The organism is Paracoccus pacificus (assembly GCF_042680785.1).
Classification (GTDB): Bacteria; Pseudomonadota; Alphaproteobacteria; order Rhodobacterales; family Rhodobacteraceae; genus Paracoccus; species Paracoccus pacificus.
This window is the reverse complement of sequence record NZ_JBHUEN010000010.1, coordinates 36,002-49,346: the sequence shown is the minus strand read 5'-3', so window position 1 is coordinate 49,346 and position 13,345 is coordinate 36,002. Positions and strand designations below refer to the sequence as shown.

13 protein-coding genes are annotated in these 13,345 nt (G+C 64.7%); all 13 read right to left on the bottom strand.

Annotation, left to right across the window (positions count from 1 at the left end):
- Positions 1–43: 43 nt before the first annotated feature.
- The 13 genes from ACFSCT_RS03965 to rsmI all read right to left on the bottom strand — a co-directional run bounded on the left by ACFSCT_RS03965 (position 44) and on the right by rsmI (position 13,259).
- Complete coding sequence (locus ACFSCT_RS03965; RefSeq protein ID WP_379140260.1) at positions 44–1,261, bottom strand: cysteine desulfurase; 1,218 nt, start codon at positions 1,259–1,261, stop codon at positions 44–46.
- A gap of 3 nt (positions 1,262–1,264) precedes the next feature.
- Positions 1,265–1,876 carry a YIP1 family protein gene (locus ACFSCT_RS03960; RefSeq protein ID WP_379140258.1) on the bottom strand — a complete coding sequence of 204 codons (612 nt, stop codon included), beginning with the start codon at positions 1,874–1,876 and terminating at the stop codon, positions 1,265–1,267.
- Positions 1,873–2,403: a hypothetical protein gene (locus ACFSCT_RS03955; RefSeq protein ID WP_379140256.1), complete on the bottom strand. Its 531-nt coding sequence runs from the start codon at positions 2,401–2,403 to the stop codon at positions 1,873–1,875. Before ACFSCT_RS03955 ends, ACFSCT_RS03960 begins: the two co-directional genes overlap by 4 nt.
- Positions 2,404–2,407: 4 nt before the next feature.
- The gene (locus ACFSCT_RS03950) at positions 2,408–3,772 is read right to left on the bottom strand and encodes a SufB/SufD family protein (protein WP_379140254.1); all 1,365 of its coding nucleotides are present in this window, start codon (positions 3,770–3,772) and stop codon (positions 2,408–2,410) included.
- Positions 3,772–4,527 carry a Fe-S cluster assembly ATPase SufC gene (gene sufC, locus ACFSCT_RS03945; RefSeq protein ID WP_379140252.1) on the bottom strand — a complete coding sequence of 252 codons (756 nt, stop codon included), beginning with the start codon at positions 4,525–4,527 and terminating at the stop codon, positions 3,772–3,774. Before sufC ends, ACFSCT_RS03950 begins: the two co-directional genes overlap by 1 nt.
- Before the next feature lie 31 nt (positions 4,528–4,558).
- Entirely contained in the window at positions 4,559–5,170 is a 612-nt protein-coding gene (locus ACFSCT_RS03940) for a hypothetical protein (protein WP_379140250.1), read from the bottom strand.
- 96 nt (positions 5,171–5,266) lie between these two features.
- Positions 5,267–6,793 (bottom strand): Fe-S cluster assembly protein SufB, encoded by a 1,527-nt coding sequence (gene sufB, locus ACFSCT_RS03935; protein ID WP_379140248.1) that lies wholly within the window; start codon positions 6,791–6,793, stop codon positions 5,267–5,269.
- A gap of 43 nt (positions 6,794–6,836) precedes the next feature.
- Positions 6,837–7,880, bottom strand: coding sequence for a cysteine desulfurase family protein (locus ACFSCT_RS03930; RefSeq protein ID WP_379140246.1), 1,044 nt, complete (start codon positions 7,878–7,880; stop codon positions 6,837–6,839).
- The gene (gene coaBC / locus ACFSCT_RS03925) at positions 7,880–9,142 is read right to left on the bottom strand and encodes a bifunctional phosphopantothenoylcysteine decarboxylase/phosphopantothenate--cysteine ligase CoaBC (RefSeq protein ID WP_379140372.1); all 1,263 of its coding nucleotides are present in this window, start codon (positions 9,140–9,142) and stop codon (positions 7,880–7,882) included. Before coaBC ends, ACFSCT_RS03930 begins: the two co-directional genes overlap by 1 nt.
- Positions 9,143–9,278: 136 nt before the next feature.
- A complete protein-coding gene (locus ACFSCT_RS03920; RefSeq protein WP_379140245.1) occupies positions 9,279–10,793 on the bottom strand; it encodes a YifB family Mg chelatase-like AAA ATPase in 1,515 nt (504 codons plus the stop codon).
- A gap of 93 nt (positions 10,794–10,886) precedes the next feature.
- Positions 10,887–11,849: a glutathione synthase gene (gene gshB / locus ACFSCT_RS03915; protein WP_379140243.1), complete on the bottom strand. Its 963-nt coding sequence runs from the start codon at positions 11,847–11,849 to the stop codon at positions 10,887–10,889.
- A gap of 94 nt (positions 11,850–11,943) precedes the next feature.
- Positions 11,944–12,351 carry a YraN family protein gene (locus ACFSCT_RS03910; protein ID WP_379140370.1) on the bottom strand — a complete coding sequence of 136 codons (408 nt, stop codon included), beginning with the start codon at positions 12,349–12,351 and terminating at the stop codon, positions 11,944–11,946.
- A 26-nt stretch (positions 12,352–12,377) separates the two neighbouring features.
- The gene (gene rsmI / locus ACFSCT_RS03905) at positions 12,378–13,259 is read right to left on the bottom strand and encodes a 16S rRNA (cytidine(1402)-2'-O)-methyltransferase (protein WP_379140368.1); all 882 of its coding nucleotides are present in this window, start codon (positions 13,257–13,259) and stop codon (positions 12,378–12,380) included.
- Between the last annotated feature and the right edge of the window lie 86 nt (positions 13,260–13,345).

Sequence of the window (13,345 nt, the reverse complement as noted above, 5' to 3'; positions counted from 1 at the left end):
ACCGCCTCAATAGCGGCAAAGAACCGGGGCTGCAACGCCGAATTCAGCCAAAAAGCTCACGGCAAAAGATCAGGCCGTCGATCAGCGCATCGACCTCGGCGGGGGTGTTGTACATGGCGAAACTGGCCCGGGCGCTGGCGGTGACGCCGTAAAACTCCATCAGCGGCATGGCGCAATGGGTGCCGGCGCGGATCGCGATGCCGCGCTTGTCGAGAATCGTGGAAAGGTCATGCGCATGCGCCCCCTCCATCGTCATCGAGAAGATGCCGCCCTTGTCCGGGGCGTCGCCCTGCACGTTCAGCCAGTTCAGTTCGCGCAGGCGGGCACGGGCGTAATCGCGCAAGCCCCGTTCGTGCGCGGCGATCTTGTCCATGCCGAGACCCATCAGATATTCCAGCGCGACCCCAAGGCCGATCTGGTTGACGATGCCGGGGGTGCCGGCCTCGAACCGCAGGGGCGGCGCGGCATAGGTGATCTTGTCGCGGGTCACGGTGTCGATCATGTCGCCGCCGCCCATGAAGGGCCGCATCTCGGCCTGGCGGGCGCGGGAAATCCAGACCGCACCCGAACCCGACGGGCCGTAAAGCTTGTGTCCGGTAATCGCGTAGAAATCCACGCCAAGGGCGCCCACGTCCACCGGCATGTGAACCGCCGCCTGACTGCCGTCGGCAAGCACCGGCACGCCAAGCGCACGCGCGCCCTGCGCAATCGCGCCCACGTCGACGATGGTTCCGGTCACGTTCGACATATGGCTGACCGCGATCAGCCTGGTCTTGGGTCCGACGGCGGCAAGCATCTTTTCGGGTGGCAGGCTGCCGTCTGCCTCGGGTTCCACCCAGACCAGTTCGACACCCTGCCGTTCGCGCAGAAAATGCCATGGCACAATATTCGCGTGATGCTCCAACACCGAAAGCACGATCTGGTCGCCGGCCTGAAGTCGCGGCGCGGCCCAGCCGTAGGAGACCAGATTGATGCCCTCGGTCCCGCCCGAGGTGAAGATCACCTCATCCTCATGCGGGGCGTGCAGAAAGCGCGCGATGATGGCGCGGACCCGTTCGTAATTCGTGGTCGCGAGGTTCGACAGATAGTGCAACCCGCGATGGACGTTGGCGTATTCGCCGCTATAGGCGTTCGAGACGGCGTCGATCACCACCTGCGGTTTTTGCGCGCTGGCGGCATTGTCCAGATAGACCAGCGGGCGGTTGTTCACCTGCCGCGACAGGATCGGAAAATCGGCGCGAACCGCATCGACGTCGAACATGGCTTACCCCTCGATTGGCATGGGCGGCACGATACCCAGCGCCGCGGCCAGAACCGACAGCGCCATGCCCGCGACCATTGCGGTGGCGATCATGCCCAGAAACACCATCGGCAGGTTTGAAAAGCCGTGAAGTTCGCGGGCCATATTCGCCATCAGCCAAAGAAACAGCGGCACCAGCGCCATGGTCAGCACCATGCCCAGTCCCGGCAGGATCAGTATCGCGAGCCAGGCGATGACCTGCACCGACAGCAGAATCGCCTCGGCCCAGGTGACCAGCAAAAGCCCGTCGGCGAATGAGCCACGGCCTTTGAAAACGCGCCCCGCAAAGGTCATCAGCCATGCCACCAGCAGGATGACCAGCCCTTGCGTGATCGCCACGGCGACGGGATGGCGCCCCAGTTCCTGATAAGGGTTTTGCGCATCGCCGGTGTCGGGCAGGGTCAGAACCACGATCAGGCTGAGCATGGCGGACAGGACCACGACCAGCGCATAACCCGTCCAGCGCGCCGCCATGGTCAGGTTCAGCCCGCGCAATATGCGCACCGCCGCGGCCGGATCGCGCACGGTCAGCACCATCAGCCGGCCGATATCGGCGATTGTCGGGGCGCCGGTCATGGAGCCACCTGTTTCGGGGCGGACAGCACGCAAAGGCCGGTGATCCAGAATGTCGCGAAAGCCACGCCGCATATGATATTTGTCACCGTCAACCCAAGCGAAGGCCCCACCAAGCCGGCAAGCAGACCCGACAAAAGCATTGCCGGCGATACCGCGAGCAGCGCCCAGAACAGCGCCAGACGCGACGAAAGGCCGGTGATCGGACGCCCGGCCAGCCGCATGATCACGCCCGCAAGCCATGCGACCGCATAGGCGATCAGCGGCATCATGAACATGACCGCGACAAGGGCGCCGCCAAGCCGGGCCTGAAACGGCACCGCGGGGTCAAGCTGCGCCGCGCGCGCATGCATCGGCAGTTGCGCGACCAGCAGGACCGCAAGCGCGCCGATCAGCATGACGATCAGCCCGGCCTCGGATACCCCCTGCCGCGCGATGCCGCGCAGCACGCGGGCGGGTTGCACCCAAGTCCGCAGAACCCGCAGCACGATGCTGCGATCCGCCGATGCCGAATTGCCCGATGCCGCCATCACCTTACCCGGCGTGCGCGGCGGTGTGGCGGGTCAACCAGCCCTCCAGCCGCTCGGATATTTCGTTGCGCAACGCCTCATCCTCGACCTCGGCCAAGGCATCGGCAAGGAAGGACAGCACCAGCAGCACGATGGCCCGGTCACGCGGCACCCCGCGCGAGCGCAGATAGAACAGCGCCGTTTCATCAAGCGCGCCGGTGGTCGAGCCGTGGCTGCATTTGACGTCGTCGGCGTAGATCTCCAGCTCGGGCTTGGCGAGAAACTGGCTGTCCTCGTCCAGCAAAAGCGCCTGGCTGATCTGATATCCGTCGGTCTTTTGCGCGCCGGGCTTGACCAGAATCTTGCCCTGGAACACGCCCACAGCACCGTTCTTCAGCACCTTCTTGAACACCTGACGGCTTTCGCAACGCTCGGCCGCATGGGTGACAAAGACCGTATCGTCGTGGTGGAAGGTGCCGTCGCTGCCATCGCCAAGAACCGCCGCCGCGACATGGGCAACCGCATCATCGCCGACGATGTCGATGACGGATTCCTGCCGCATGTGGCTGCCGTTCACGGCAAGCGCGAAGGATTTGAACCGGGCATCGGCACCGACGCGGGCAAAGATATGGGACAGGGCGACACGCGCGCCCTCGGTCCGGCGCGAGGCGACGTGATGAAAATGCGCGCCTTCGGCCACCTGCACCTCGGTCACGATATTGCTGCGCGCGCCGACATCGCCGGTATCCAGCAGCGTCAGCTCGGCGCCCTTCTCGACCAGAATGACGTGATGCAGGATCACATCGGCCGATTTGTCTCGGCGGCGGTAAACCAGATGCACCGGGCGTTCGGGCTTGCCGGTGACGCGGATCAGCACGCCTTCGACGGCCAGCGCGGTATTCAGCGCCGCAAGCGGGCGGGGCACCGGATTCTGCCCGGCGGCCTCGAGATTGCCGTAGATTTCCGCCGCCCAATGCGCGCCGCCGACATCGACGCGCGACAGAAGGTCGATGGTCAACCCCTGCCCCTCAAGGCTGTCCGAGGCGCTTTCGTCCAGCACCCCGTCAACGAACACCAGCCGCAGCCGGTCCAACGTCTCGAACAACGCGAGATCGCCCGCCGCGCGGTCGGTGACCGCCAGTTCTTCGGGGGTGGCGGCGTTGAACGGTGCCGGGTCGGTATAGCGCCAGTATTCGTCGCGCTTGACCGGCAATCCCATCGTTTCCAGCCGCGCGCGCGCCTTGGCCCGCGCGTCAAAGGTGAAGCCCCCCTTCGGCAGCGCAACCCCGTCAAGCCGCCGCGACAGGGGCGACTCGCCGCCCTTGGCGACCGCGGCGCGGTTCGCGCCGGCCGGTTCGGTCAGCTTTTTCTCTGCTGCGTCGACTGCCATCAACCGGCCTCCGTCAGAATATCGCCGTAGCCTTCGTTTTCGACCTGAAGCGCCAGTTCCGGACCCCCGGTTTTCACGATGCGGCCGTCGGACATGATATGCACCACGTCCGGCTTGATGTGATTCAGCAGGCGTTGGTAATGGGTGATGACCAGAAACGACCGCCCGGCGCTGCGCAGCGCATTCACCCCATCCGCGACCAGACGCATCGCATCCACGTCCAGACCCGAATCGGTTTCGTCCAGAATGCACATCTTGGGTTCAAGAAGCGCCATCTGAAGGATCTCGTTGCGCTTTTTCTCGCCACCCGAGAAGCCGACGTTGACCGGCCGCTTCAGCATGTCGGCGTCGATCTTCAGCGTCTTGGCCTTTTCACGCACCAGCTTGAGGAATTCGGCTGCCGATACCTCATCCTCGCCGCGCGCCTTGCGCTGCGCGTTCAGCGCCGTGCGCAGAAAGGTCATGTTGCCGACGCCGGGGATTTCGACCGGATACTGGAACGCCAGAAACAGCCCGGCTGCGGCACGTTCCTCGGGCTCCATCTCCAGCAGATCCGCGGCGTCCAGCGTGGCGGTTCCCTCGGTCACCTCATAGCCGTCGCGGCCCGACAGCACATAGGACAGCGTCGACTTGCCCGAGCCGTTCGGGCCCATGATCGCGTGGACCTGACCGTCCGGGACTTCCAGATTCACGCCCTTGAGGATCTGCTTGTCTTCTTCCTCAAGCTTCACGTGCAGGTTTTCAATTTTCAGCATGGTGATCCTTTATCTCTTTCCGGTTCGCGCCTCAGCGGATCTGTCCGAACAAAGCCACAAAGCGCGTAATTTCGTTCGGGGTAAGACGGCGCGGTTCCAGTTGGAATCGCGCCATACGTCCCCGTGTTTCGACGGGCTTAGCCCATTCTTCGACCAGATGGTATTCCGTCCGGTCGGTATAATCGTCAAACAGCACCGTCACGGGCTTTTCCGCCCGGAACAGCACGGTCGCAAAGCAGGCCGCGCGGAACCGGCCGTCGATCAGCACCAGATCGGGCGTCACGAAATCGGGCCGGTCCCAGACCGACAGCGGGTAACGGTGGAACAAGCGCCAATTCGCCTCATTCCGGGGGCGGCCCCAGGCCATCGTCGGCCCGACATCCGCCCAATGCAGATGCGGGACCGAGGGCGGCGCCAGCCGATCCAGACAGGCTTGCAGATTATCCAGCCAGCCCTTGTCGGATTCGACGGTAAAAATGGTCTTGCCGGGCATTTCCGCCGCCATGACCGTGGACCCGCCCGAGCCGTATTCCAGAATGACAGGGGCGGCGCGGTAATGGTCCTTCACCCATTCCGCGACGCCGGCCGGAAACGTCAGTTCCGGACGCCAGGCCGATCCCTGATTGTTCTGCGCTACCTGCATCCAAATCCTTCCGCGGCCGATGATGCCGCCAAACCGGCGACATCCCCACCGCACCGTCTTTTCCCACCCGGCACCCTTTTCGGGGGCGCGTGGGGCCTAACCGACCGAACCTTCCAGCGAGATCGCGACCAGCGACTGCGCCTCCATCGCGAATTCCATCGGCAAGGCTTGCAACACGTCGCGCACGAAACCGTTCACGATCAGCGCCACGGCCTCTTCCTCGTCCATCCCGCGAGAGCGGCAGTAGAACAACTGGTCATCGTCGACCTTGCTGGTCGTCGCCTCATGTTCGACGCGGGACGAGGTGTTCTTGACCTCGATATAGGGCACGGTATGGGCGCCGCATTTGTCGCCGATCAGCAGGCTGTCGCACTGGGTATAGTTGCGGCTGTTCGTGGCGCGCGGATGCATGGACACCAACCCGCGATAGGTGTTCTGCGCCTTGCCCGCCGAAATCCCTTTGGAAACAATGCGTGACCGCGTGTTCTTGCCAAGATGGATCATCTTCGTGCCGGTATCGGCCTGCTGCAGGTTGTTGGCGATAGCGATCGAGTAGAACTCGCCCTGGCTTTCCTCGCCCCGCAGGATGCAGGACGGGTATTTCCAGGTGATCGCGCTGCCGGTTTCGACCTGCGTCCACATCACCTTGGCCCGCGCCTCGCGGCAATCGGCCCGCTTGGTCACGAAGTTATAGATGCCGCCCTTGCCTTCCTCATCGCCGGGGAACCAGTTCTGAACGGTCGAATATTTGACCTCGGCATCCTCAAGAATGACGATTTCCACCACGGCGGCGTGAAGCTGCGCGGTGTCGCGTTTGGGGGCGGTGCAGCCCTCAAGATAGCTGACATAGGATTTCTTGTCGGCGATGATCAGCGTGCGTTCGAACTGCCCGGTGTTTTCCGCGTTGATGCGGAAATAGGTCGACAGCTCCATCGGGCAGCGAACCCCCGGCGGGATATAGACGAAGGACCCGTCCGAAAACACCGCGCTGTTCAGCGTGGCGAAGAAGTTGTCGCTGGGCGGCACGACGCTGCCGAGGTATTTTTTCACCAGTTCGGGATGCTCGCGGATCGCCTCGGAGATCGAGCAGAAGATGACCCCCGCCTTGGCCAGTTCATCCTTGAAGGTGGTGCCGACGCTGACGCTGTCGAAAACCGCATCGACGGCGACCTTGCGGCCTTCGGCGGGGGTCTGGCCCACGCCCTCGACGCCGGCAAGGATCATCTGTTCCTTCAGCGGAATCCCCAGCTTTTCGTAGGTCGCCAGCAGCTTCGGGTCAACGTCGTCAAGCGACTTCGGCTTGACCTCCATGCTTTTCGGGCGGGCGTAATAATACTGTTCCTGATAGTCGATATCGGGATAGTTCAGCATCGCCCAGCGTGGTTCGGTCATGGTCTGCCAGCGCCGGAAGGCGGCCAGCCGCCATTCGGTCATCCACTCGGGTTCGTTGTTCTTTTCCGAGATCAGACGAACGATATCCTCGTTCAGCCCCTTCGGGGCATATTCCATCTCGATATCGGTGTCCCAGCCGTATTTGTAGGACCCCATGTTCGCCACGGTTTCGACCGTTTCGCGGTCTACGCCCTCGCGCACCTCGAAATCTGCTGTGTCGATCTTGGCCATTGTCATCCTTTCCGGGGCGGCACCGCCCCTGTCCTTTCACCGCTCAGGCCGCCCGCTGCCGCCAGCGCCGATGGGCGGCCAGCCATGCGTCGGTGAACCGCGCTATATCATCATCCGTCGTCACCGGCCCAAGCGAGACCCGGATCGCATTGCTTGCCATATCGGGTGAAACACCCATCGCCTGCAAGGTCCCGCTTGCATGCACCTTGCCCGATGAACAGGCGGAACCGGCCGAAACCGCGAAACCCGCCAGATCCATCTGCATGACCTGCGTTTCGCCTTTCCATCCCGGGGTCACGATGGCAAGCGTATTCGGCAGCCGTTCGGAACCGGCGCCCGGGAACATCACCCCCTCGGCCGCGCCGCCAAGATCGGCCTGCAAGCGGTCGCGCAACTCCCTGATCCGGTCCCAGACGCCGGTTTCCAGATCCCGCTGCGCCGCCGCCGCCGCCGCCGCAAAGCCCATGATCCCGATCAGGTTTTCGGTGCCCGCGCGCCGCCCCTGTTCCTGACCGCCGCCACGCAGGCGGGCGGCAAGCTCGGTTCCCTTGCGCAGCACCACCGCGCCGATCCCCTTTGGCCCGCCGAGTTTATGGGCCGAGACCAGCCCCGCCCCGATCCCCAGCCAGTTGAAGGCCAGCGGTATCTTTCCGAAACCCTGCGTCAGATCGCTGACCGCAAGCCCCTCGGGCAGCGTTTGCAGCACGCCGGTTTCCGAATTGGCGATCTGCAACGTGCTGCGCCCGGGATCGTCCACCGTGACCCGCCCTTCGGCATCGACAGCCAGCGCCGGGTCACACCACGCAAGGATCGCGTCATGTTCGACCCGCGCCGCCGCATATTCCCTGCCCTCCAGCAGAAGTGCCGCCGATTCCGTCGCGCATGAGGTGAAGATCACATCCGCACCCTCGGCCCCCATAGTGGTGGCAACGGTTTCTCGGGCTTTCTCCAGCGCCATTTTCGCGGCCCGGCCCTCGGCATGAACCGAGGACGGGTTGCCGGAGATGTCCATCGCATCGGCCATCGCCTGACGCGCCTCGGGGCGCAGCGGTGTGGTCGCATTCCAGTCCAAATAGGCACGCTTCATCACATCGCCCTCGCGATCCGGTCGGCGAGCCGCTGCGCGACCTGTTCCTTCGGCATGCGCGGCCAGATTTCGGATCCGTCCGCCGTGATCAGCGTGATCGCATTCTCGGTCCCGCCCATGATGCCGGTCGCGGGCGAGACGTCATTGGCGACGATCCAGTCCGCGCCTTTCCGGGCCCGCTTGGCCGTCGCGTTGCCAACCACGTCATTGGTTTCCGCGGCAAATCCCACCACCAGTTCCGGCCTGCCTTCGGACAACTGGCTGACCCAGGCGAGGATATCGGGGTTTTCGGCAAACTCCAGCACCGGCAGATTGCCCTTGCCGTCCTTCTTGATCTTCCGGTCCGAGGCATTCGCGACCCGCCAATCCGCCACCGCCGCCGCCATCACCGCGATATCGGCCGGCAGCGCCTTTTCCACCGCCTGCCGCATCTCGGCCGCGGTCTGGACCCGGATCACCTCGACCCCGGCAGGGGCTGGCACGTCGGCCGGTCCGGTGACGAAACTGACCCGCGCCCCAAGATCGCGCAGTGCCGCCGCCACCGCGGTGCCCTGCGCACCCGAGGATCGGTTGGCGATATAGCGCACCGGATCAATCGGCTCATGGGTCGGGCCCGAGGTCACGATGACGTGGCGCCCGCTCAGCGGACCATTCACCGGGCCCGGCAAAGCAGGCCGCACCACGGCCGTCGAGGTCATCAGCGGCAAAGCGGCAGGGCCGTCCTTCAGCGCCGCCTCGATCGCGTCCAGAATCTCGGCCGGTTCGGACATGCGGCCGTCGCCGAACTCGCCGCAGGCCATCTCGCCGGCGTTCGGGCCGACGAACAGGATGCCGTCACGCGCCAGCGTTTCATGGTTGCGCCGCGTCGCCGGGTGCTGCCACATCCGCACGTTCATCGCCGGCGCCATCAGCACCCGCTTGTCGGTGGCCAGCAAAAGCGTCGATGCCAGATCATTCGCCAGACCGCCGACCACCTTGGCCATCAGATCGGCGGTCGCCGGCGCGACGACAACAAGATCGGCCGAGCGGGACAACTGGATATGACCCATTTCGGCTTCGGTGGTCAGGTCGAACAAATCCTGATGGACACGCTCGGCGGCAAGGGCGGACACGCTCAGGGGGGTCACGAACTCGGCGCCGCCACGGGTCAGAACCGGAGTGACCGCGACGCCCGCGCCCTTCAGCCGCCGGATCAGGTCCAGCGCCTTATAGGCGGCGATTCCGCCCCCAATGATCAGCAAAACGCGCGCGCCTTGCAGCATCGCCATCCCCTTCGGTTGACCAAACCAGTCAGATTTCATGTCAATGTGTTTGGCATATAGGCGGAAGGGCCGGATTCGGCAATAACACCGGGTCAAACCGCCCCGGAGTTCAGCCCAGACACCGCCTAGTCACCGCCTAGACACCGCGCGCGAAAGCCAGACGATAGCTGATGGCTTCGGCCACATGCGGCGCGCGCACGGTCGCCGATTGGGCCAGATCGGCAATGGTGCGGGCGGTGCGCAGTATGCGGTGATAGCCCCGCGCCGTCAGCCCAAGCCGGTCCGAGGCGCGACGGATCAGGTCCTGCCCCTCGCGATCCGGCCCTGCGACTTCTTCAAGCGCCGCGCCGCTCAGGTCCGCATTCACCCGTACCGACGCATGCCCGTCATAACGGGTAAGCTGCAGCGCGCGGGCATCGGCGATGCGGCGGGCGACTTCGGCCGAACCCTCGCTTGACGGCGGCAACGCCAGGTCATCGACGGAAACCGCCGGAACCTCGATCCGCAGGTCGAAGCGATCCATCAGCGGGCCAGAGATGCGCCGCATGTAATCCTCGCCACAGACCGGGGCGCGGGCGCAGCATCGCGACGGATCGGCGAGTTGCCCGCAGCGGCACGGGTTAGCCGCCGCAATCAGAAGGAACCGGCAGGGATAGCGGATATGCGCATTGGCGCGCGCCACCACCACCTCGCCGGTTTCGACCGGCTGCCGCAGCGTTTCCAGCACGGCACGGGGAAATTCGGGGAACTCGTCCATGAACAGGACACCATTATGGGCAAGGCTGATCTCGCCCGGCTTTGCGCCGCGCCCGCCGCCCACGATGGCCGCCATCGAGGCGGTGTGATGCGGCTCGCGGAATGGCGCGTCGCGCGAGATTCCGCCCTCGCCCAGCGTTCCGGCAAGCGAATGGATCATCGAGGTCTCCAGCGCCTCGATCGGGGTAAGCGGCGGCAACAGCCCGGGCAGACGGGCGACGATCATTGACTTGCCCGCCCCGGGCGGTCCGACCATCAGCATGTGATGCCGCCCGGCCGCTGCAATCTCGACCGCGCGTTTCAGGCTTTCCTGGCCCTTTATGTCGCGCAGATCGCCGCGGTCGTGGCCATTGCGGATCTCACCGGCCACGGCCGCCGGCAGCGGGACCCGCCCGGTCAGATGCTCGACCGCCTGCCGCAGCGCCGGCGCCGCATGGACGGTGACGGATTCAAGCCACGCCGCTTCGGCACCCGAAGCTTTCGGGCAGATCAGCAGGCGGTCCGTCGCGGCAGCCGTCATCGCCGCCGGCAACGCCCCGCCGACCGCCACCAGCCGCCCATCCAGGGCGAGTTCGCCGAGCGAGATCACCTGTTCCAGCTTGTCGCGGGGAATGACGTCGATCGCCGCCAGAATCGCCAGCGCGATCGGCAGATCGAAATGGCTGCCCTCCTTGGGCATGTCGGCCGGCGAAAGGTTGACCGTCACCCGGCGCGAGGGCATCGCAATCGCCAGCGAGGCGAAAGCCGCCCGGATCCGCTCTCGCGCTTCGGAGACGGCCTTGTCGGGAAGCCCGACGACCGAGAACGACGGCAGCCCGGCGGATACGGCACATTGCACCTCGACCAGCCGCGCCTCCACGCCTTCGAATGCGACCGTATAGGCAACTGCGACCATCTGACCCCCGGACCCGTTGCCCGAATGGCTAAGCCCAGATCATTGAGAAATGGTTAACGGGCGGGCGCGATCGGACGGCCCCGGGGCGCGCCGTCAGACGCGCGCCCTGTTCCGCGCTTTGTGCCGCGCCTCGATCGCCTGCCAGATCAGCGCGGCCGCGTTGACGCCGTCGAACCGTTCGAGTTCCTGAATGCCGGTCGGCGAGGTCACGTTGATCTCGGTCAGCCAGCCGTCGATCACGTCGATCCCGGTAAACAGCAAACCCTTTTCCTTCAGCACCGGACCGATGGCCGCACAGATCTCCAGCTCACGCGGGGTCAGGCCGATCTTTTCCGGACGGCCGCCGACATGCATGTTCGACCGCGCTTCGCCCGCCGCCGGAACCCGGTTGATCGCCCCGACCGCTTCGCCATCGACAAGAATGATGCGCTTGTCGCCCTTGACCACGGCAGGCAGATATTTCTGGGCGATCACCGGCTCGCGGTTCATGCCGCCGAACAGTTCCAGCAGCGCCGAAAGGTTCGGATCCTCGGGCCGCAAATGGAACACCCCGGCACCGCCATTGCCGTAAAGCGGCTTGACGATGATGTCGCCGTGGCGCTTGCGGAAGGCCTGAATCGCGGCTTTGTCGCGGGCGATCATCGTCGGCGGCGTGAGTTCGGGAAAATCCAGCACCATCAGTTTCTCGGGCGAGTTCCGCACCCAGAACGGATCATTCACGACCAGAACTTGCTCGCGCACCCGATCCAGAAGATGGGTCGAGGTGACATAGCCCATGTCGAAAGGCGGGTCCTGCCGCAACCAGATGACGTCGAAATCGCCCAATTCGACGGTTTCCCAATCGCCGAATGTGACGTGATTGCCCTGTTCGCGCCGCAGGGTGATCTTCCTGCCATGCGCCAGCACCCGACCTTCGTCGAAAATCAGCTGGTCGGCGGTATATTGAAACAGCCGATGACCCCGCAGCTCTGCCTCGATACCGATGCGGAAGGTACTGTCGGCCGAGATCGAGACGTGTTCGATCGGATCCATTTGCAAGGCGACGTAAAGGCTCATTCCGGCGATCCCCAGTTGATCGCGCCAGTCATGTCGCGTTGAGACATTGAATGCAACCGCCCCCGATCAATGACGACCGGTCAATGACCCCCAGTCAATGGCCGCCGAAAGCGTTTTCGATAATGTCGATCATGCCCGACCCATCGACGAGGGCTGCATCAAACCGCATTCCCGCCGCTTGTCCCATCGGCTGGGTGGCGCAAAATTCGCATGCCGCCAGACAGATACGGTCCATCTGCCGACGGCTCAGCCGTTCGGCCGCCATGTCGCGGGTATCGGCCCGTTTCACCTCGATGAAGATGAAATCACCGTCATGCCGGGCGATAAGGTCGATCTCCCCGGCCTTGCCGCGCCAGCGCCGGGCCAGAATTTCATAGCCCTGCTGTTCGTAGCGTTCGGCCACACGCAACTCGGCGTTCTGACCGTTGGCGAATGCGGCCACCCCGGCAACCTGCCGTGCGCTGACCGATCGCGCCGCGACAGCGACTGTCCCGCGACCCATGCCTGCGTAATATCCACGATCTGCCATCATCCCTCCCCGAGTTGCAGGGCAATCTGGTAGACCTCCCGCCGCGGAAGGCCGAGCTTTTGCGCGACCGCTGCGGCGGCATCGCGTTTGGTCATGGTTTTCACGGCCTCCTGCAATTCCTTCCGGACCCGGTCCGGGTCGGGTTCGGCTTCCCCGGCGCGGTCCAGAATCACGACAACCTCACCTTTTATGCCCCCGTCGGGGATGGCATCCGACACCTGCGCCACCGTCCCCCGGAACACTTCCTCGAATCGCTTGGTCAGTTCCCTGCCCACCGCCACGTTACGTCCATCAGCGCCGGTTTCGCACAACAGTTCTAATGTTTGCTTAACGCGCCTTGGCGATTCGAAGAAAATCAGCGTCGCATCGACCTGTGACCATTTCTCAAGCCAGCTCCGCCGCTGTCCCAGCGGGGTCGGCGGAAAGCCGGCGAACAGAAAGCGGTCGCTGGGCAGGCCGCTGACCGTCAGCCCCGCCAGCATCGCCGAGGCGCCCGGAACGGCATGGACCGCCAGACCGGCGTCGATCGCGTCCCGACCCAGCCGATAACCCGGGTCCGAGACCAGGGGCGTGCCCGCGTCCGACGCATAGGCCACCGACTTTCCACCCCCTATCGCCGCCAGCATGGCCGGGCCATGGCGGTCGGCATTATGGTCATGATAGGCCAGAATCCGGCGCCCCCGCAGGGGAATGCCGTGGATATCCATCAGATGCCGCATCGTCCGGGTATCTTCGGCCGCAAGGATGTCGGCGGAATTCAGCGTATCGAGCGCACGCAGGGTAATGTCACGCGCCGCCCCGATCGGCGTCGCCACCAGATACAGCCCCGGATCAAGGCGCGCGGCCTCGATGCCGGCACGCAGCGGCGCCGCCTCGGCCATGAAATCGCGAGGCGCGGCGGGGTCCTGCCGATCGGCGTTTCCGGGCTTCTGTCGCATACTGTCCGCTTCCGTTTACAACCTGCCGA